Annotated in this window: 17 protein-coding genes; 3 read left to right on the forward strand and 14 right to left on the reverse strand. The window is 71.5% G+C overall.

Annotated features, from left to right (window positions below; translation table 11 throughout):
- The first annotated feature begins 26 nt into the window (after positions 1-26).
- From ACQEVZ_RS09775 to ACQEVZ_RS09785, 3 genes are read left to right on the forward strand one after another with little or no spacing between them, the layout of a single operon-like run.
- Complete coding sequence (locus ACQEVZ_RS09775) at positions 27-983, forward strand: hypothetical protein (RefSeq protein WP_344510706.1); 957 nt, start codon at positions 27-29, stop codon at positions 981-983.
- Positions 980-1,474 carry a hypothetical protein gene (locus tag ACQEVZ_RS09780; RefSeq protein WP_433364257.1) on the forward strand — a complete coding sequence of 165 codons (495 nt, stop codon included), beginning with the start codon at positions 980-982 and terminating at the stop codon, positions 1,472-1,474. The genes ACQEVZ_RS09775 and ACQEVZ_RS09780 overlap by 4 nt, the downstream gene beginning before the upstream one ends.
- Positions 1,471-3,525: a DNA recombination protein RecN gene (locus tag ACQEVZ_RS09785; RefSeq protein WP_433364260.1), complete on the forward strand. Its 2,055-nt coding sequence runs from the start codon at positions 1,471-1,473 to the stop codon at positions 3,523-3,525. Before ACQEVZ_RS09780 ends, ACQEVZ_RS09785 begins: the two co-directional genes overlap by 4 nt.
- Here the strand turns inward: ACQEVZ_RS09785 and helR are convergent.
- The 14 genes from helR to ACQEVZ_RS09855 all read right to left on the reverse strand — a co-directional run bounded on the left by helR (position 3,503) and on the right by ACQEVZ_RS09855 (position 20,454).
- Positions 3,503-5,629 (reverse strand): RNA polymerase recycling motor ATPase HelR, encoded by a 2,127-nt coding sequence (helR, locus tag ACQEVZ_RS09790; RefSeq protein ID WP_433364263.1) that lies wholly within the window; start codon positions 5,627-5,629, stop codon positions 3,503-3,505. The genes ACQEVZ_RS09785 and helR overlap by 23 nt on opposite strands.
- Positions 5,630-5,805: 176 nt before the next feature.
- Entirely contained in the window at positions 5,806-6,660 is an 855-nt protein-coding gene (locus ACQEVZ_RS09795) for an IclR family transcriptional regulator (protein WP_433364266.1), read from the reverse strand.
- Between the two features lie 83 nt (positions 6,661-6,743).
- Positions 6,744-7,703 (reverse strand): Gfo/Idh/MocA family protein, encoded by a 960-nt coding sequence (locus ACQEVZ_RS09800; RefSeq protein ID WP_344510715.1) that lies wholly within the window; start codon positions 7,701-7,703, stop codon positions 6,744-6,746.
- Positions 7,700-8,608 carry an NAD(P)-dependent oxidoreductase gene (locus tag ACQEVZ_RS09805; protein WP_433364271.1) on the reverse strand — a complete coding sequence of 303 codons (909 nt, stop codon included), beginning with the start codon at positions 8,606-8,608 and terminating at the stop codon, positions 7,700-7,702. The genes ACQEVZ_RS09800 and ACQEVZ_RS09805 overlap by 4 nt, the downstream gene beginning before the upstream one ends.
- Positions 8,609-8,610: 2 nt before the next feature.
- Positions 8,611-10,050 carry an amidohydrolase family protein gene (locus ACQEVZ_RS09810; protein WP_433364274.1) on the reverse strand — a complete coding sequence of 480 codons (1,440 nt, stop codon included), beginning with the start codon at positions 10,048-10,050 and terminating at the stop codon, positions 8,611-8,613.
- 75 nt (positions 10,051-10,125) lie between these two features.
- Positions 10,126-12,135 carry a dipeptide ABC transporter ATP-binding protein gene (locus ACQEVZ_RS09815; protein ID WP_433364277.1) on the reverse strand — a complete coding sequence of 670 codons (2,010 nt, stop codon included), beginning with the start codon at positions 12,133-12,135 and terminating at the stop codon, positions 10,126-10,128.
- Entirely contained in the window at positions 12,132-13,106 is a 975-nt protein-coding gene (locus ACQEVZ_RS09820; protein ID WP_433364280.1) for an ABC transporter permease, read from the reverse strand. Before ACQEVZ_RS09820 ends, ACQEVZ_RS09815 begins: the two co-directional genes overlap by 4 nt.
- A 2-nt stretch (positions 13,107-13,108) precedes the next feature.
- On the reverse strand, positions 13,109-14,143 hold the full coding sequence (locus tag ACQEVZ_RS09825; RefSeq protein ID WP_433364283.1) for an ABC transporter permease: 1,035 nt from the start codon (positions 14,141-14,143) through the stop codon (positions 13,109-13,111).
- Between the two features lie 19 nt (positions 14,144-14,162).
- A complete protein-coding gene (locus tag ACQEVZ_RS09830; RefSeq protein ID WP_433364286.1) occupies positions 14,163-14,906 on the reverse strand; it encodes an alpha/beta fold hydrolase in 744 nt (247 codons plus the stop codon).
- Positions 14,907-14,964: 58 nt separating this feature from the next.
- On the reverse strand, positions 14,965-15,684 hold the full coding sequence (locus ACQEVZ_RS09835) for an alpha/beta fold hydrolase (protein WP_433364289.1): 720 nt from the start codon (positions 15,682-15,684) through the stop codon (positions 14,965-14,967).
- Between the two features lie 8 nt (positions 15,685-15,692).
- Positions 15,693-16,262 (reverse strand): carboxymuconolactone decarboxylase family protein, encoded by a 570-nt coding sequence (locus ACQEVZ_RS09840; protein WP_433364292.1) that lies wholly within the window; start codon positions 16,260-16,262, stop codon positions 15,693-15,695.
- Entirely contained in the window at positions 16,259-17,938 is a 1,680-nt protein-coding gene (locus ACQEVZ_RS09845) for an ABC transporter substrate-binding protein (RefSeq protein WP_344510732.1), read from the reverse strand. Before ACQEVZ_RS09845 ends, ACQEVZ_RS09840 begins: the two co-directional genes overlap by 4 nt.
- A gap of 273 nt (positions 17,939-18,211) precedes the next feature.
- Positions 18,212-18,892, reverse strand: coding sequence for an aspartate/glutamate racemase family protein (locus ACQEVZ_RS09850; RefSeq protein ID WP_433364296.1), 681 nt, complete (start codon positions 18,890-18,892; stop codon positions 18,212-18,214).
- Positions 18,892-20,454 (reverse strand): class I adenylate-forming enzyme family protein, encoded by a 1,563-nt coding sequence (locus ACQEVZ_RS09855; RefSeq protein WP_433364299.1) that lies wholly within the window; start codon positions 20,452-20,454, stop codon positions 18,892-18,894. Before ACQEVZ_RS09855 ends, ACQEVZ_RS09850 begins: the two co-directional genes overlap by 1 nt.
- Between the last annotated feature and the right edge of the window lie 33 nt (positions 20,455-20,487).

Genomic DNA, 20,487 nt, shown 5'->3' on the forward strand with positions numbered 1-20,487 from the left:
TCAGGGCGCGAGTGGGAGGAGCGGGGATGACCGCTACCGCGGCCGCGATGAGTCTTGCCTCCGGAGAGCCCCCGATCAACTTCGCCGCGCACCAGCTGCGGGCGGGCAACCTCGCGGGCGCCCGCGACGACTTCGAGCAGATGCTGGCGATGCTGCTCGCGGCGATCTACCCCGGTGCCCGGGCGATCACCGCCAACCCCGGCGACTGGGGCATCGACATCCTCCTCGGCGAGTTGTCCGGGCTCGTCATCATCTGGCAGTCGAAGTACTTCTGGCCGGTCGTCGGCCGGTCGCAGCAGGGGCAGATCCGCGAGTCGTTCGACTCGGCGCTCGCCGCGGCCGCCCGCAACGGGTACCGGCTGAGCCAGTGGGTGCTGTGCGTGCCGGCGAGCATGGACGCGCCGACCGCCCAGTGGTGGGACAACTGGCGGGCGCGGCGGCAGCGGGAGACCGGCGTCTCGATCGAGCTGTGGCACGAGAACGTGCTGCGCAACCATCTCGTGCGGCCGGACTGCGCCCACGTGCGCCGGCACTTCTACGACCCGTACGTGCCCGCGCAGACCCAGCGGACCCCCGTGCGGGACCTCGGCGAGGACGACGACACGGCCCTGGACCGGGCGCTGTTCGTGCGGCAGCTGCGGGCGGCGGGGCACGTCGAGGTCGGCGCCGCGAAGCGCGAGTACTTCAACGCCGACCTGCTGGCCCGTGAGGTCCTCGACAAGCGGGTGCCGGCGGAGGTCGCGGCGCTGAGCGAGGCCGACGGGGTCGTGCACAGCATCTGGGAGGCGCGGTTCAACGCGATGGCGTTCGCCGGCGACCCGCGGCTGCCGGGGCTGCACGCCGAGGTGATGCACGACATCCGCGAGTCGGGCGCGTTCCCGGTCCAGCTGCGGGCCGGGCCGGTGCACCGGTGCGGTCTCATGCACCGGGTCGTCGAGGACCGCCGCGCGGGCTGGGTCATCCACTGGCGGGACATCGCATGACCCCAGACGACGTCTCCGTCTTCCGCCAGACCAGGCTGCTCCTGCTCCTGGCCAGCGCCGCCGAGCCCCTCGACGCCGAACGCCTCGGCGTCTACGACTTCCTGGCCGCCCACCCGCTGCTCCTCGCGCGGTCCGACGACGACGCCGACCGGACCACGCTGCGGCTCGCCGGGTTCGACGACCGGGCCGTCGCCTACGCCAGCCCGGGCCAGCGGTTCGTCACCGCCCAGCTGCACCTGTCCCACGACCTCGCCGCCCTCGTCGGGCGGGGGCTCGTCGAGGTCACGGCCACCGGACGGGTGACCTACCGGCTCACCCAGGAGGGCGCGAGGATGGCCGATCGATTCACCGCGATGTACGCTCAGGTGTACCGCACAGCGGCGCGCATCGTCATCCGCCGCCTTCGTCGCCTGAGCACGCGGAGGCTGCGCGAAGGCCTGCGGCTGTGGCTCCTTCCGGTCCCTTCGTCCGCGCTGAAGGACCTGACATGATCGGTTTGCGAGCACACGGCATCCGGCTCAGACGGCTGCGCCTGCACAGCGGCGACCGCACCTATGACGTCGACTTCCGGGCGCCCGACGACTCGCCCCGGCCGCTGTCCGTGCTCGCCGGCGCCTTCAGCACCGGCAAGACCACGATCCTGGAGTTCGTCGACTACTGCCTGGGCGCCTCCGACCACCCGCGCCACCCGGAGATCATGCCGAAGGTGCGCGCGGCGACCCTGGAGGTCGAGCTGTCCGGCTCGCCGTACCTCATCGAGCGGACCGTCGGCGAGCCGTCGATGTTCGCGTACGTGCGAGCGGGCCGCCTCGACGAGCCGGGCGCCACTCCCCCGGCACGGCGGCCGCTGCGCCCGGCGAGCCACCCGGAGAGCCTGTCGACCATGCTGCTGTCGCACTGCAAGCTCGAGGGCGTCCGGCTGCGCGACAGCGGCGTCGACACCGACCCGCTGAGCTTCCGCGACCTGATGTGGCTGTGCTTCCTGCCCAACGAGCGCCTCGACGGCAAGGACCTGCTCTTCCGCAGCGTGCCGATGAAGCACCTGAAGCTGCGGCAGGTCGTCGACGTGGTCTTCGACGTGCACGACGACCACTCCGTGGAGATCGGCCGGCGGATCCGCGCGGTCGAGGCGGAGCTGTCCGCGGCCCGGGCGGCGTACCGGGCGGCGGAGCAGATCGTCGACGAGCAGCACGTCGGCGGCCGCGAGGACCTGGAGACCCTGCACCGCACCGCGAAGGACGAGCTGGCCGCGTGCGCGCAGGCCCTCGCGGCGCTGGACGCGCAGGCCCGCGCCGACACCATGTTCGCCGAGGAGCTGCGCGAGCGGCACGGCGCCGCGGCCGCCGAGGCGCGCCGCACGGCGGCGGAGCTGCGCGACCGGGAGACCCAGCTGCAGCGGATGCAGACCCTGCACGGCACCTACGCCGACGACGTCGCGAAGTGGACGATCCTCACCGAGGCCGACCACCTCTTCGAGCCCATGCGCGTCTCGGCGTGCCCGTCGTGCCTGGAGCCGCTCAGCGGTGGCAGTGGGACAGCTGCCGCCACCGATGGCAGTGTGATAGCTGCCGCCACCGGTGGCAGTGGGACAGCTGCCGCCACCGGTGGCAGTGGGACAGCTGCCGCCACCGGTGGCAGTGGGACAGCTGCCGCCACCGGCGGCGAGGACCGCTGCCCCGCCTGCCAGCTGCCGATCACCGACGGCGGCTCGGTCGACGTGACCGCCGAGCTGCGCTCCGCGAAGACCCGCCTCGCCGAGCTGAACCGCTACACCGAGGAGCTGCAGGAGCAGCTGCCGCGGCTGCGGGACGCCGCGGAACGCGCCCAGCGCGACGAGGCCCGCGCCGCCGCGGAGGTCGACGAGGCGACGGCGCACACGATCACGCCGTTCCTCGCCCAGCGCGACGCCCTCGCCCGGCGCCGCGAGGAGGCCGCCGCGACGCTGCAACGGGCGCTGAGCGGGCTGCGGCTGATCCAGAGCCTGGAGCGGCGCGCCGCCGGCATCCTGCACCAGATGGACCAGGTCGCCGCGTACCGCGAGGAGCTCGCCGCCGCCGGCCCGCAGGCGCGGCGCGCGGACCGGACCGCGGTCATCCGGCTCGTCAGCGAACGCTACCGGGAGATCCTGCAGGAGTGGCACTACCCGAAGGTCGCCGACGCCTACCTCGCCGAGGACCTGACCCCGTACATGCGCGGCGAGCCCTACACGGCCGCGTCGTCGGGCGGGCGGACGCTGATCGCGCTCGCCTGGCAGCTCGCCCTGTTCGAGATCGCGTGGGAGAGCCGCTCGTCGCACCCCGGGTTCCTCATGCTGGACAGCCCGCAGAAGAACCTCGGCGTCGCCGGCGATCTCGCCGACACCGTCACGATCGAGCGCATCTACCAGCACCTGGAGCAGTGGCTCGCCGGCCGCGGCGTGGGGGCGCAGATCATCGTCGCCGACAACGCCCCGCCCCCCGCCGCCGCCGACGACGTCATCGTCCGCTTCACCCGCCGGCCGGACCAGCCGCCCTACGGCCTCATCGACGACGAGACCGGCTGATCACCAGCTGCCGCGTCGCCCTCGTCATGGCGACGTACCGGTCGACCGCGCTCTCGAACGCCTCCGGATCCACGAGCACGACCAGGTCGAACTCGAGCCCCTTGGACAGCTCCGGCGTCAGCGACCGCACGCGCTCCGTCGCGGCGAACTCCGGGTCGCCGATGACGCACACCGTGCCCTCCTCGTGCGCCGCGAGCCACTCGCCGATGATGGTCTTGATGTCCGTTTTCTTCGCGTGTACGACGGGAAGGCCGCTCTTTCGGATCGACACCGGCACGTTGGCGTCCGGCAACGCTTCCCGGATCACCGGCGCCGCCTCGGCCATGACCTCTTCCGGCGTGCGGTAGTTGATGCTCAGCGACGCCATGGTGACCCGGTCGAGCCCGACCCGCCCGAGCCGCTCCTGCCACGACTCGGCGAACCCGTGCCGCGCCTGGGCCCGGTCCCCGACGATCGTGAAGCTCCGCGACGGGCAGCGCAGCAGCAGCATCTGCCACTCCGCGTCGGTCAGCTCCTGCGCCTCGTCCACCACGATGTGCGCGAACGGCCCCGCCAGCCGGTCCGGGTCGCGCTCCGCCAGGCCGGCCTCGTCGACCAGCGCCTCCTGGAAGTCCTCGCCGCGCAGCATCGTCACCAGGCCCGTGCCGTACTCGTCGTCGGCGGCCTCGATCAGGTCGTCCACGACCCGGTCCATGCCCGCCCGCCGCGCCTTCACGTCCGCCGCCCGCCGCCGCCGTCGCGCCGCTGCCGCCGGGTCGCCGAGCCGCTGCCTGGCCGCATCCAGCAGCGGCAGGTCACTGACCGTCCACGCCTGCGGGTCCGCCCGCTGCAGCCGGCGCACCTCCTCCACCGACAGCCACGGCGCGCACCTGCGCAGGTACGCCGGCACCGACCACAGGTCACCGACGAGGTCCTTCGCGTCGATCAGCGGCCACGCCCGGTTGAACGCCGTCACCAGCTCGCGGTTCGCCCGTAGCTGCGCCTCGGGGACGTCCTCCTTCTCCCGCAGGAGCCGCACCAGCTCCTCCCACACCAGGTCCCGCGCGTCGTTGTGCGGGATCCCGGGCTCCGCCGCCTCGAACGCCTCCGCCCAGTCCTCGGCGCCGATCCAGAGATCCGCCCAGTGGGTCTCGACGGTCATCCCCTTCGCCGGCGGCCGCTCGTAGAACCGGACGGCCTCCTCGACCGCCCCCACCATCCGCGCCGACGCCTTCAGCCGGGCCACCTCCGGATCGGTCTCGGCCGTGGCCGCCGCCCCCTCCGGCACGAGGTCCCGCAGCGTGCACGTCTGCACACCCTCCTCACCGAGGCTCGGCAGCACGTCCGCCACGTACGCCAGGTACGGCTGGTGCGGCCCCACGAACAGCGCGCCGCCCCGCCTGTGCCCGAGCCGCGGATCGGCGTAGAGCAGGTACGCCGTCCGGTGCAGCGCGACAACGGTCTTCCCCGTCCCGGGACCGCCGTCCACCACCAGCGCACCGCCGGACCCCGCCCGGATGATCGCGTCCTGGTCCGCCTGGATGGTCCCGAGCACGTCCCGCATCCTCGCCGACCGGCTGCTCCCGAGCGTGGCGATGAACGCCGACTGGTCGTCCAGCGCGGCGTGCCCCTCGAGCCCCTCCGGCGTGAACACCTCGTCCCAGTAGTCGGTGATCCTGCCGCGCGTCCACCGGTACCGGCGCCGGCTGACCAGCCCCATCGGGTTCGCGTGCGTCGCCCCGAAGAACGGCTCCGCCGCGGGCGACCGCCAGTCGAGCAGCAACCGCCGCCCGCCGCCGTCGGTCAGCCCGAGCCGCCCGACGTACACCGGCTCGCCCGACTCCGGCACCATCCTGCCCAGGCACAGGTCCATCCCGAACCGCCGCAACGCCCGCAACCGCCCCGACAGCCGCCGCACCTCGTCGTCGCGGTCCATCGCCGCCTGCCCGATCCCCCCGGGCGCTCTCCGCTCCGCGTCCAGCCGCTCCCGCAGCTCCGCGATCGTCCCGTCCAGGCTCTCCGCGATCACCGCGAAGTGCCGCTCGTCCCTGTCGATCAGCCCCGGCTCGCCCTTGACGGCAAGCCGCCCCCCAAGCTCGAACACACTGGTCCGCAACGGTTGCATGGTCAGGCACATCCTCTGCTTCCGGCTCCGGCCAGCGATTCTGCGCCCTGACCCACCTCTTGCCGCAAGCCCCGGGGTCCGCTATACCTTAGAAAGGGAACAGTGCGCGCTCTGTGCGGCGCCCTTCCCCAACTCCCCCACCGCTCCCCTTGCTCCCGCTGCGCCCGGCCGCGTGATCAGCGAGCGGTCGCCTCACCCGTACGCCCCGGCGTCCACCCGAGACGCACGGACAGGCGCGCGGTCGCCTCGAGCAACGCATCGCGGCAGGCGTCGAACTCGGCCTCGAACCGCTCCTTGGGTCCGCAGACGCTGATGACGGCCGCGACCTTGCCGTGGTGGTCGAAGACCGGGGCGGCGACCGATGCCGCACCGCTGCGGCGCTCCCCGATGGATCGCGCCCAGCCCTGCTCACGGACGGCCTTGAGCTCCTTGAGCAGGGCCGCCGTGTCGGTGATCGTGCCGTCGGTCACCGCCTCGAGCGTGCTGTCGAGGTAGCGGTCGACCTCGTCCTCCGTGAAGAACGCGAGGAACGCCTTCGACGACGCACCCGCGTGCAGCGGGTAGGGGATGCCCAGGCTCACCGACATGATGACCTCGCGTCGTGGCAGCACCTCGTCGACGTAGATGCGCCGGCGCTGATCCACCCGGACGGACAGGGTCGCTGTCTCGTTCGTCCGGTTGGACAGCCGGGCGAGCTCCGGGTGAGCCATGCGACGGATGTCGATCTGGTCCATGTAGGCGAGGCCGAGCTGCATGATGCCGATGCCGAGGGTGTACCTGCGGGTCGTCTCGTCGAGCTCGATCAGGCCGCGCACCCGAAGCGACGCGAGCATGCGATGCGTGGCCGCCTTCGACATGCCGAGCCCGTCGGCGATCTCACTGACGCCGAGGTCACGGGTCGGGGCGTCCTTGAAGTACATCAGCAGATCCACGGCCCGCACGACCGTCGCGATGGTGGCGCTCGAGACCTTCGCCCCCGCTCCGAGTTCGAGCTCGAGGTCGGCCAGCTGGCTGTCCTGCGACAACGTCATTCCCTTTCCAAGTCGTGCCCCTCGGCCGCCGTCAGTGGCATCGAGCACGGTGCCGGTAAAGCCCGTCGTGGTGGGTAGCGAGATTACAGCCTGACCCATCCGCCGGTCCGCGCGGAGGCATACCAGAGATCCACGAGACGAACGGCGTCCAGTCCTTCGTCCCCCCGCACCGGGAACGGTTCCCTCAGCCCGACGGCCCGGTCGGCTGCCCGAAAATACTCTAGATGACCTGAGCCGTAAAGGAGGTCCACACCATCGGCCTCAGGTGCCGGCGGGATCATCCCCTCGGGTGAGGAGACCACCCGCGAACCATCGATGACGACGTTTCCCTGATCGGCGAACAGGGTCATCCGCACCCCGGCACCGCGTGCCGCGACGGCCGCCACCGACACGGCCGCGCTGACGTCGCCGGGCAGCGCGATCAGCGCCGTCGCGACCTCGTCGTTCGGTCCGGTCACCTGGCCCACGAGTCGCTCCGGCACGCCGAGCCACCACACGAGCAGGTCGAGGTAATGGACCCCGACCGTGCGCAGGAGGCCGCCTCCGGCCCGCGCCCTGTCCGTCTGCCAGCCGGGCACCTGGACGGGCGCCGGCAGGTTGACCTCGACGGTGACGCTGCGCACCCGGAGCGTGCCGCCGGCGATGAGGTCCCTGACCCAACGCAGTTGGGCGTAGGCCCGGTAGTTCATCAGGCACCCGAGCTCGACACCGGCGGCTCTGGCGGTGGACACCATCCGCTCCGCCTCCTCGGCGTCACGGGCGAGTGGCTTCTCCACGAGGACGGCGAGCCCGTGGGCCGCCGCCACATCGACCGTCCACTCGTGCAGGTCGTGCGGCAGCGCCACCGAGAGCGCGTCGGGACGGGTCCGCTCGATCGCCGCCTCGAGATCGCTGTGGACGGCGTAGCCGGCGGCGGAGGCCTTCTCGCGGGCCTCCGGCACGGAGTCGACGACACCGGCGACGACGGCCGACGGGACGCGCGAGAGCGCGGCCGCGTGCACCTCGCCGGCCCGGCCGTAACCGACGATCAGCCAGCGACTCATCGCACACCTCCGGCCCGCGTCCGGAACCACTCCGCGACGGACGCCCAGTCCTGCTCGGCCGCCGTACCCGCGACCCCCTCGCCGAGCGCGCCGGCGATGACGTCACCGAGGGGCAGGTGTCCCCCGTGATGCTGGGCCTCCGCCCGGGCGAGGTCGACGTCCTTCTTCCCGAGTCGCATCGTGAACGCGACCGGCTCATACCGTTGTTCGGCGACCATCTGACCGTAGGCCCGATGGATCAGCCCGGAGAACAGCCGCTCGGTGAGGACGTCGAGCAGCTGGTCCGCCTTGAGCCCGCCACGTTCGGCGATCCCGGCCACCTCGCCGAGCGAGCCGGCCGTCACCGCGATCAGGTAGTTGCCCAGGATCTTGACGAGGTTGGCCTGCGCCGGCTCGGGGAAGGCGTGGACGCTGACCGCGAGGTCGTCGAGGACCGGACGGATCAGGCCCACCGGCTCGGCGTCGCCACCCGCGACGATCGTGAGCTGACCTCCGGCCGCGGCCGCGGACCGGCCGAAGGCCGGCGCCGAGACATAGTGGGCGCGGCGGGAGCGGTACAGCCCGTCGAGCTCGCGCGAAAGACCGGGAGAGATGGTCGCGCAGTTGACGTGGACACTGCCCGGCTTGACGGCCGCGAGGACCGTGGCGCCGCCGAGCACCTCCCGCACGACCTCGTCGTCCGGCAGCATGCTCACGACGATGTCGCGCGAGGCCGCCTCGGCGATGTCGGACGTGACGGTGACCCCGCGCGCGGCGGCGTCGGCCGCGCGCGCCGCGCCGCGGTTCCATCCGAGGACGGGACGGCCCCGGTCGACCAGCCTCGCGGCCATGGCCGCGCCCATGGCACCCAGCCCGATCCACCCGATGGCCGGCTCCGCGTGGGCTCCCGGTGTCGCGCCGCTCATGGTCACGACCACTGCCAGGTCGAGCCGCGCCGGAGGAAGCTGTCGCAGCCGGTCTCCTGGAACAGTTCGAGCTGGACCTCGTTCGCGCGGCGCACGGCCTCCTTGAGATCGACCTGGACCGGCTGACCCCGGCGCATCACGGTGCGGCCGCGCACGACGACCCGGTCGATGGAGTCGGGGGCGGGCCCGCCGGACCAGACGAGGTTGGCCAGCAGCGCCCCTTCGGGAGCGGCGGTCGGCTCGGTCGACAGGTCGATGACGAGCAGGTCGGCCTCCTTGCCCACCTCGAGCGACCCGATCCGGTCGCCGAGGCCGAGCGCCCGGGCGCCGCCGATGGTGCCGAGCTCGAGCGCCTCCTCCGCGCTGCCGAACAGCAGTTCGTCGCCGAAGTGGCCCTTGTCGCCCCGGACGAGCTTGCGCGCGCTGTCACCGATGCGCTGGGCCATGAGGTAGGACCGCATCCCGAGCCAGAAGTTGTGGCCGTAGGAGACCACCGGGCCGTCGAGACCGAGACCGACGGTGACCCCCGCGTCCAGGTACTGACGCGAGTCGAAGGTGACCATGCCGAGGATGAGCTCCATGTCCGGCACGAGGGAGACACTGGCGCCGGCGCGAGCCAGCAGCTCGGCCTCGCCCTGCCGGATGTTCTGGGCGTGGATGCCGATGACGTGCTTGTCGAGCATGCCCTCCGCGTGCAGCCACTCGAAGGAGCCGCCGGACCAGCCGCGCACGTCCTTGAGGTAGGCGCCGTCCATCATCGAGGGTGCGTGGATGTCGAACTGCTTGTCGTTGTCGAGGGTCCACTTGTACAGCGCACGCAGGTCGGACTCGCTGACGTAGGTGATGCCGATGGTGCTCGCCGTCACCGACATCGTCTCCGAGTCGTATGCCGCGGCGAGCCGGTCGGTTTCGCTGAGCGCGGTCTCGATGTCCTCGCGCAGCTCCTCCGGCACCGCGAGCGGGTCGTTGACGAGCAGGCGCGCGGCGCGGGCGCGGATGCCCGCGTCGGTCAGGGCGCGCAGCACGCCGTCCATCGAGCGCTTGTTCGCGTGGGTGAAATGGTCGTCGGTCGTCGTGGTCACGCCCGAACGCAGCAGGTCGAGCGTCGGCGTCATCGCCGACCAGTAGGACCGCTCCTCGTCGCAGGCACCGGTCATCGGGTAGTAGAACCCGAAGAGCCGCTCCTGGAACCTCGTCCCCTCGGCCATGCTGCGGATGCAGCCCTGGACGAGGTGCGTGTGCGTGTTGACGAGCCCGGGCATGACGAGGTGGTCGTCCCCGCCCCAGGTCTCGCGCGGCTGATAGGGGGCCGGCCCGGTGCCGACACCGACGATGGCGCCGTCGGTGACGGCGACCCAGCCGTCGGAGAGGACGCGCCGGTTGGTGTCCATGGTGATGATCCGGCCCCGGATCAGGACGTCACACGGTGATGGCTCGTTCATGTGGGGACCTTCCTCTGGCGCCACGGCGGCGCCGTCCGGTGACGGACGACGCGATCCGCGGTCGCAGGACGGGAATCAGGCTTGGTCGAACTGACCTGGGTAGTGGCACGCGACGAGCAGGCCGTCCCGCCGAGGCGTCAGGCGCAGCTCGTCGGTGCGGCAGTCGGGGCGCGCAATCGGGCAACGCGGCGCGAAGCCACAGGCGGACGCCGGGTCGACATCGCCGGCATCCCCGCGCAGCGGGATCTCGGGGCGGCGCTCTTCGGTCTCCAGTTGCGGGACGGCACTGAGCAGGGCCGCCGTGTACGGGTGCAGGGGGTCGGTGAGCAGGCTGCTCGCCGGCCCGGCCTCGACGACGCGGCCGAGGTACATCACGGCGACGCGGTCGCAGAGGTGCCGGATGACGCTGATGTCGTGGGAGACGAGCACGGCCGTCAGCCCGAGATCCTTCTTCAGGTCCTGCAGCAGGTTGATGATCTGCGCCTGGACCGACAGGTCGAGACCGGACATCGGCTCGTCCATGACGACGACCTTGGGCTGGACGACGAGCGCCCGGCAGATGCCGACGCGCTGGCGCTGGCCGCCGGAGAGCTCGTGCGGGTAGCGGGACTCGATGCTCGGCATGAGGCCGCACTCGGCCATGTACTCCCGGATCCGCTTGGCGCGCTGCGCTTTCGAAAGGCCGGTGAGCCGCTTGAGCGGCTCCTCGATGATCTGCCAGACGGTGCGCCGGGGGTTGAGCGAGCCGAAGGTGTCCTGGAAGACGTACTGGACGAAGGTGTGGTCGACGCCGCCGCGCCGGTGCGTGAGCTCCCTGCCGTCGGCGTAGCGGATGAGGCCGTCGGACGGCTGGTCGAGCCCGGCGAGAATCCGTGCCGTCGTCGACTTGCCGCAGCCGGACTCGCCGACGATGCCGAGGGTCTCGCCGAACGCGAGCTGGAGGTCGACGCCGTCGACCGCCTTGGTGACGTGCCCACCGCCGGCGAACACGCGGCGCAGCCCCTCGACGCGGATGGCCGGGACGCCGGGTTCGGCGGGGGCCGGGGGCAGCGAGATCGACACGCCGGACTTCCGGACGGGATCGCTCGGCACGGGCGCGGCGAAGGGGTGGATGCAGCGTACGAGGCGGTCCTCGGACGCGTCCGGCGCCGGCACGAGCGCCGGGTTGGCCGCGCCGCACTCGGCCGTCGCGACCGCGCAGCGCGGCTGGAACCGGCAGCCGCCGGGGAACTTGAACAGCTCCGGCGGCCCGCCGGAGATGGCGTTGAGCTTCATGCCGGGACGGCCGTTCTCCGGTCGCGCGTCGAGCAGGGCCCGGGTGTACGGGTGGGCCGGCGCGGCGAGCACCTCCTCCGTGGGCCCGCTCTCGACGACGTTGCCGGCGTACATGACGACGACGCGGTCGCTGTAACCGGCGACGACGCCCAGATCGTGGGTGATCAGCAGCACGCCCATCCCCCAGGACACGGCGGCCTCGCGGACCAGGCGCAGGATCTGGGCCTGGACGGTCACGTCGAGTCCGGTCGTCGGCTCGTCGGCGATGAGCACCTTGGGCTCGTTGGCGAGCGCCATTGCGATCATGACTCGCTGCTGGGTGCCACCGGACAGCTCGTGGGGGTACTGGTCGATCCGCTGTCTGGGGTTGACGATGCCGACGTCGCCGAGCAGGCGCAGGGTCCGCTCGCGCACGGCTTCCCTGGACAGCTTGCGGTGGACCGTCATGGCCTCGCCGATCTGCTGCCCGACCGTGTGGAACGGGTTGAGCGCGGTCATCGGGTCCTGGAAGATCATCCCGATGTCGCCGCCACGCACCCGGCGCAGGTCGGCGGGCTTGAGATCGGTGAGGTCCCGCCCTTCGAGCAGCACGCTGCCGCGGGCGAGCCGCACGGGGTTCCGGATCAGCTGGAGCACCGAGAGCGCCGACAGGGACTTGCCTGACCCCGTCTCGCCGACGATGGCCACGATCTCTCCGGCTGCGACGTCGAAGTCGATGCCCGTGACGGCGTCGGTCTGGCGTTTGCCCTTGGTGATCGTCACGGTGACGTCGCGCACCGCGAGCAGGGGCGCGTTCGGGGTGGCAGTCATCGGGTCCTCGGGTTCAGCGTCGTGCGGAGCGTCCGGCCCAGCACGGTCGCGCAGAGCACCGTGACGGTGATGGCAACGGCGGGCATGAACGCGTACCACGGGTTCTGGATGAGGAAGGCGCGCCCGGAGGCGAACAGCTGGCCCCAGTCGGAGGCCGGGGGCTGCACGCCGAGGCCGAGGAAGCTGAGGCCGCTCACGAGCAGGAGCACCGTCGCGACCGCGAACGTCCACAGGACGAGCACGGACGACATGACGTTGGGCAGGATGTGCTGGAAGGTGATGCTGAGGGTCGACCCGCCGCTGCCGCGCGCCGCGAGGACGAAGTCGGCCTGCCGGAGGGTGAGCACCGCGCTGCGCACGACGCGGGCGAAGTGCACCCACCCGAAGATCGACAGCACGACCAGCAGCGAGGTGATGCTGTTGCCCTGGGACGTGATGACGACGAGGGCGAGGACGATGTTGGGGAACGCGAGCTGCACGTCGCAGAGCCAGTCGACGACCGGCCCGATCCACCGGCGGTTCATGCCGCCGACGAGTCCGAGCACGGTGCCGACGACGGCACTGATCGTGGCGGCACCGAAGGCGAGGGCGAGCGCCGTCCGTGCGCCGAAGATGAGCCGTGAGAGCAGGTCGCGGCCGAGCTCGTCGGTGCCGAGCAGATGGTCGCTGCTGCCGCCGGCCCACACCGGCTTGAGCAGCGACTTCGCCGGGTTCAGCTGCCCGGGGTCGTAGGGCGCGACCTGGCCGGCCAGCAGGGACACCACGACGATGCCGAGCAGCACGACGAGGCTGAGCACGCCGGCCTTGGAGCGCAGGAACGAGCGCAGCAGTGTCCGTGACGGGTCGCGGCGCTCGGGAACGGACGGGCCGGCGGGCGTTGCCGCGGCCGTCGGGACCTCGGCCGCGGCCGCGACCGCGTCGATGCGGTCGGCCGGACCCGGCACGCCGGCCGGTTGCGGTGGCTGAGCCATGGTCAGCGCCCCTTTCGGATCCGCGGGTCGAGCTGGCGGTAGGCGATGTCGATGACGAGGTTGACGAGCACGACGAGGACGGCCGCGACGAAGGTCGCCGCGCCGACGACGGGGTAGTCGCGGTTGGAGACGCCGGAGATGAGCACGTGTCCGAGACCGGGCCAGACGAAGATGAACTCGACGACGACGCCTCCGGAGAGCATCCCGGCGAAGTCGACGCCGAGGACGGTGATGAGGCTGTTGAGCACCGGTCGGATCGCATGACGGGTCACGAGCCGGGCGGGCGGGACGCCCTTGGACAGCGCGGTCCGGACGAAGTCTTCCTGCATGCTGTCGGCCAGGCCCGCCCGGGTCACCTCGAGGATGCGGGAGATGGGGTGGATGGCGAGGACGAGGATCGGCAGGACTATCGCCCGTGGGTCCGAGGCGAAGCCGGCCGTCGCCAGTGTGGGCACCCAGCGCAGCTGGACGCCGAACAGGTAGACGAGCAGGACCGCGACGGCGAAGACGGGGATGGCCTGGCCGCCCACGACGATGACGTCCATCAGCTTGTCGTAGATCCGGCTGCGGGCGAGCGCGGCGATCATGCCGAGCGGGATGCCGATGAGCGGCGCGAGCGCGAGCGCGGCCAGAATGAGGCCGAGGGTGGCGGGCAGCCGGTGCAGCACTTCCGCCATCGCGTCGCTGTTGAGCCGGTACGAGTCGCCGAAGTCGAACAGGAACGCCCGGGAGACGAACTCCCAGTACTGCGTCATGATCGGCCGGTCGAGCCCGAGGCCGGTGCGGATCCGCGCGAGGTCGGCAGGTGTCGCGTCCTGCCCGGCGAGGGCCTTGGCCGGGTCACCGGCGATCCGGAGCAGGACGAACAGGAGCGTGAGGACGCCGACGGCGACCAGGACGAGCCGCACGACACTGCGCACCGCGAAGCGGACGACGCCATGCGAGAGGAGCCGGGACCAGACAGGGGCCTGAGGGGCCCGGTCACCGCCACGGGTCGTCGCGGGGGCGGTGCCCATGGGCGCGACGTTCAGAGTCATGCGATCAGCCTTTCCGTCGCTACGGGCACGGGCGTCGGGAGTCGTCGATGGGGTTCACGGACAGACGGACGAGCAGCTCCGCGAGCCAGTCCGGCCGCGCGATCATCACGTCGTGAGGGCTGTCGACGACATGCGTGGACCACCCCTCGCCGGACCGGACGCGGGAGAGGTACGGACGGTCCGGGGACTCCCCTGGCCGGCCGCACAGGACGTAGTCCTTGGGCAGGTCGAGCGGCCACCCGCCGGGCAGGCGGACCGGGTCGGTCACGCACCGCAGGGGCTGAGGGGTGACGCTGCCGGCGATCCAGGCGTTGTCCGCCGGGGAGAGCCGGTCGTCGGGCCCGCCGGCGATGGGGATGATGTCGGTGTCTCCGTGCCGCCTCGCCCGGGCCCGGATCGCGTCGCCCTTCGGGTGCACGTCCGCCCCGCTCTCGCCGTCCTCGACGACGGGACCGTCGAGGAGGACGACCCGCGCGACATGCTCGGCCTCGGCCCCGACGACGCCCGCGACGACGACCGCGCCGTAGCTGTGGCCGACGAGACATACCGCGGCCGGAGCCTGCCGGGCCACGACGGCGCGGACGTCGTCGACGTGCGTCTGCAGGCCGACCTCGGGACCGAGCAGGTGCGCGCGGTCCGCGAGTCCGGTCAGCGTCGGCGCTTCCCACTCCACCCCCGCCGCGTCGAGCAGCGGGGTCAGGCGCTGCCAGCACCAGGCTCCGCGGCCGGCGCCGTGGACGAGCACGACCCTCAGGCGATTCACGGCACCTCCATCAGTCGGAACGGCGTTCCGCACAACGTAATCCAGAGCTACTGGGCGGTCAATGCTTTTCGTCGCCCCCGGTCGCGGCGATCAGCCGGGCCACCGCGGCCGGACGCTCGACGTGCGGCCAGTGCCCACAGCCCGCCAGATGGGCGCGCCGGACTCCACCCTCCCGAGCGCCAGGCACTCCTGAGCTGCTCACTGCCGCCCAGCCGGGGTCGCCGAAGATGCCGAGACCGTGCAGCGGCGAGTCCCGGGAGGGCTCCCTGGACCACTCCAGCACCGAGGACAGCGCCTCGGCCATGGCCGCTGGGTCGAGCCGTCCGGTCACCGCGGACAGACCCAGCTGCTCCCGCTTCAGGTTCACACCTGCGGAACGGCGTTCCGCGTCAGCGAGATCGATGGGCCCTATGGATGCTTCGACCCAGGCCCACGACGTCTCCACGGTGACGACACGGGTGACGAGCGCCGGTTCGAGCCGGGCCGCGGCGAGCGCGACGGCGCCACCGAGGCTGTGGCCGACGAGGAGGGCCGGCCCGCGGTCCAGTGCGCGCACGAGGTCGAGCACGCACCGCGCCATCGCCTCGACCCCGTAGGCCGGACCGAGCGCCGCCCCCGTGCGCGGATGGCCCGGCAGCCCGGGGACGACGACGTCGTGCCGGCCCGCGAGCTCGAGGGCGAGCGGCCGCAGGTCCTCTCCGGCACAGGCCCAGCCGTGGAGCAGTACCGCGAGCGGCCCCTCTCCGGGGTACCGGTCGTACGCGAGTACAGCTGACACGGCGCTCGTCAGTGCCCGGCCGGTTGCGCCGGCGGCAGGTCGACGTAGACCTGCATCGAGGCGTTGACGCGACAGACCATGCAGTAGAAGGAGGTGAGGATGATGAGTTCGGCCGTCTCCCTGACCCCGAGGCGCGACTGGCACTCCCGCACGAGCGGCTCCGGGGCCCCACCGCCGACGACCGCCGCGGCGAGGTCGCAGGCGAGGCGCTCGTCGGCGTCGAGCCGATCCGTCTCGCCGGAGGCCGCCGCGCGGAGCACCTGTGCGTCCACCCCGGCAGCGGCGGCCAGCCGCTCGTGCGACGCGGCCACCCGCCCGTTGCCGTACAGCCGCGCGACGGTGATGATCGCCGGCTCCGTGAGCCGCGGTGCGACCGCCAGCTCACGGCGCAGCCGGCGGAGCAGGTCGATCCAGCCCGACAGGGCCGTCGGCGCGTTCGCGAGGATGGAGAACAGCTCGGAGACGTGCCCGAACAGCTCGCGGGACTTCTCGTAGGCCTCCATCGTCTCCGGGTCCTGTGTGGACTCGGGGACCGCGGTGAACAGCGCCGACGACCCGCCGGAAGGCATCGAGGTCATGCGGTGATGTAGAGCCGGTCGTAGTACTGCTCGGTCTGGACGTCGCACTGGACCAGGCCCTTGAGGTTCTTCGCCGCGGCGTCCACCCAGACGTCGGCGCAGGCGAACAGGAAGCAGGACTCCTCGTGGAAGATCTCGGTCACCTTGGCGAGGATCGCCTGACGCTTGGCCGGGTCCTGCTCACCGAGCTGCTCCTTGTAGAGCTTGTCGAACTCGGGGTTGTTCATGTGGAACGAGCCGCTGTCGGAGACGAACCGGCTGTAGGCCCGCGCGGCGTCCATGTAGGGGCGCGTGAACAGACCGAAGTGGTAGATGTCGGGACGCTGCTTGGTGTTGTAGAAGTACTCGAGCTGCAGCGCGGTGTCGGTCAGCGCGGTGAACTCGACCTTGATGCCGAGCTTGCTGATCGACGACTGCATCCACTCGCCGATGAGACGGCGCACCGAGCCCGTGCCCGCGAAGGCGGAGGCCATCGTGATGGTGAAGCGCGTGCCGTCGGCCTTCACGGGGTAGCCCGCCTCGTCGAGCATGGCCTTGGCCTTCGCGACGTCGTACGGGTAGTCCTTCACGGTTTCCGTGTAGCCCGGCAGGCCCTTGCCGATGAGCTGGCCGTCGTCGGCGACGGTGCGGTCCTGCAGGACGGACTTGACGAGCTCTTCCTTGTTGAGCGCGTACTGGATCGCCTGGCGGACCCGCTTGTCACCCATCGGGCCGGTCTTGGGCTTGCCCTTGTTGTCGACGGAGTCCATGAAGGCACCGAGGTCGTTGCCCTTGGTCAGCTGGACGAGCGTCGCGCCCGCGTTCTTGAGCGTCGGCAGGTTGTTGAGCGGCTGGATGTTGATGTAGTGCACGTCCCCGGCGAGGAGCGAGTTCAGCTGCGTGCCGGCGTCGGTGACCTGCAGGAAGGTGATCTTCTCGAGGGTCGGCTTGCGCCACGTCGTGTCGCCGGCCTTCTTCACGACCGCCTTGTCCGAGGCGTACGACTCGAACTTGTAGGGGCCGGTGCCGATCGGAGCCTTGGCGAACGCGGCGTCACGCGCCTTCTGGTCCGTCCCGAGGCCTTCGTAGTACTTCTTCGGCAGGATGGCGACCTGAGCGAGGCGCTTGAGGATGAGCACGTCCGGGGTCTTGGTGACCAGTTCGACGGTCTTGTCGTCGACGATGCGCGCGCTCGCCATCGTCGAGAAGTGCGTGGCGATGCCGTAGCCCTGGGTCGCGGCCCGCTGGAAGCTGAAGACGACGTCCTCGGCCGTCATCGGCGTGCCGTCATGGAACTTGACGCCCTGACGCAGGGTGAACTGCCAGGTCTTGGGGTCGACCTGCTTCCACTCCGTCGCGAGGAACGGGCGGGGCTCGCCGGTGCTGGGGTGGGTGTCGATGAGCGATTCGTAGATGTCGAATCGCCGGGCGCCACCGCTGACGACGACCATCGGGTCGATGGACGAGGGCAGGTTCGACACGGCGATGGTCGCGTTCTGGGTCGCGGCCAGCTTCACGCCGGCCGGGGGCGTGTCGCCCGGCGCACCGTCGGGCGAGAGCGCCTTGATGTCGTCACCGGCGCCGGACGCGGCGTCGTCGACACTGCCGCAAGCGGCGAGGGCGAGGGATGCGGCGCCGGACAGCCCGAGGAGCAACGCGCTCCTTCGGCTGAGCCGAGCCGGGGGGAAGTCGTTCATTCTGTCCTCCGATGAGGAGATGGCCCGGTTCAGCAGCCGGGAAGGAAGGTGGTGTCTCAAAAGGACTGCGAGAGCCGGTCGCGGGAATGGTGTTCCGGTCCGCCGGGCGGGGGATCGACCGCTCGTGTTTCATCTGTCGGAACTGTTTTCCTCTAGATGAGATTATGAAGCCGCTGAAGCGATGTCAACGGCCGTCAAGACCATGGCTTGAAGGGCAGCGGCCACCCCCTCGGGAGGTGCCGTCGACACCTCCCGAGGCGGCCCGTTCGGGCCTCAGCCGGCCGGCCGCACCCCGTTGTGCAGGCGGGCTCGAATGAGGTCAAACGCGTATGTGGTGGGATCGACCACCCAGCTGCCGGACCAGGGCGAAGGCCCGGTCGCGACAGCGCTGCACCCGTTGAGGACGATGGTGACGCCGGCCTGGGCGCGCTCGCGCACGACCTGACCCATGGCGTTCGACCATTCCTCTCCGTGGAACACCTTTTCAACTCCGAGGTTGAGGATGTCGGTCCCTCTGAAGCCCTCGGCAAGGCCGTAGCCACGCAGTCGCGCCTCGAGCTCGGCCGCGATCGTCTCGTTGCGGGTCACCGCCGAGAACGGCCTGCCGAGCCCGTACAGACCCGAGGCGATGAGGCGGAGCAGGCCGAGGACAGGAATTTCACAGTCGGCACCGGCCTCCACGCCGGGGTCGAGGACGCAGTCCGGCACGACGACGTCGTAGCGCGCCGGGTCCAGACCCGCCGCGACAGCGGTGATGTGCGCCGTCGCGGCCTCGATGTCCTCCGGCCGGTCGAGACCGACCGGCGCCTCGGGAGGCAGACCGACGAGATCCACGTCGAGGTCCGGCCCGCCGAGCTCGCGCAGCCGCTCCGCCCGGGCCGCGGTGACCGGCTCGGAGAGGTGGATCGGCGAGATCATGCAGATGCGCAGCGGCACCGCTTCGACGCCTTCCATCACAGCTCCAGGGCCGACGGGACGCCCGCGACGACGAGGCCGGCGACCTCGGCCCGGTTGATCTTGGCGCTCGAGTTGCGGGGCATCTCGTCGATGAGCAACAGCCGCGTCAGCGCGCCCGGGAACTCGGCGACGGCGGCCCCGATGGCGGCCCGCTGCTCGGCGACATCGCCCTTGAAATGGACGACGACGGCCATGTAATCCGCGGGAAGCTCGCCGCCGGCGGACTGCCCGTCAGTCCGCAGGCCGATCACGACGGAGTCGAGCACCCCGGGGATCTCACCGAGGATCCCCTCGATCTCATACGGGTAGACGTATGCGCCGTTGAGGACGAAGGCGTCCTTCCAGCGACCGAGGATCTGCAGGTTGCCCCGCTCGTCCCAGCGACCGACATCACCGGTGTAGAACCACCCGTCGACCGCCGCGCCGACGTTGGACGTGGCCGTCTGGTGGAGCTCGGACGCCAGAACGTAGCCGGGCGAGATGCCCGGGCCGCTCGCCCGGACCTCCCCGGCGCCGCGCGTGTCGCCGCGAGCGTCCTGCCGGGGCGCGATGTCGACGGTGCTCAGCGGTGCGGGACGCCCGACCGAGGACGAGTCACCGTACTCCGGCATCGAGGACGTGAGGATCGCGAGCGTGCTGGTCTCGGTGAGGCCGTAACTGTTGACGACCTCGCCCCGTCCCGCGGCGAGCTCGCCGAGGCGGCGCAGCGTCGCGCGCGGTGTCCGCTGGCCCGTCGCGACGAGGACCCGCAGGCCCTTGTCGAGCAGGCGCTCGGCCGCGCCGGAGTCGAGCATCGCCCGCCAGGCGGGCGCCTGCAGCGGCAGGACGGTGACGCCGTCCTGACTGTTGCGCTCGATCGAGGCGATGGAGACGTCGTCGAGGGCGATCGTCGTGCCACCCATGAGCGTCATGCCCCGCAGGGCACCGACGGAGACGTTGATGTTCGTCGGGCTGGCGGCGAGCCACCGCTCCGAATGCCGCAGCCGCATGCACAGTGAGCGGTTGACGGCGTCCCAGTAGTCCGCCCCGACGGAGCGGACCATCCCCTTGGGCACGCCCGTCGTGCCCGTCGAGTACTGGATCCCGGACACCGTGTCGGGCGCCCGGAGGCCGACCCACTCGGTGTCGCCGTCCTGCCGCGCGACCTCGTCGTAGGTGTCGGTGCCGGGCTCGGTGAACCAGACAGGCGCCGAACCCATCGCCCGCCGGGCCGCCTCCAGCAGCTCCGGGCCGGTGAACAGCTCCTTGAGATCGAGGGCGCGCGCGGCGGCGTCGAGGTGGTTGTTCAGCGTGATGCCGAGCAGCACCGGCTGCAGGCCCGCCGCCTGCGCGGCGAGATAGAGCTCGAGTCCGAACGTGCCCTGGTAGTGGGCGATGCCGATGCGGTCGCCGGGCTTGCGGCCCCGCTCCCGGAAGCCGCCGACGAGACCGTCGAGACGTGTCCCGAGCTCTCCCCACGTCAGGGTGCGGCGCGACGCGGTCGTCACGTCGCCGACGATGGCGGGGCTGCCGGACAGCAGATTGATGTTCTGTCTGACCTTGAGGAGCAGATCGGTCATGGATCGCCTCCTGGATGTGCTGAGTGTGATCGG

Origin of the sequence: Dactylosporangium sp. CA-152071 (assembly GCF_050936335.1) — a bacterium.
Lineage (GTDB): Bacteria > Actinomycetota > Actinomycetes > Mycobacteriales > Micromonosporaceae > Dactylosporangium > Dactylosporangium maewongense.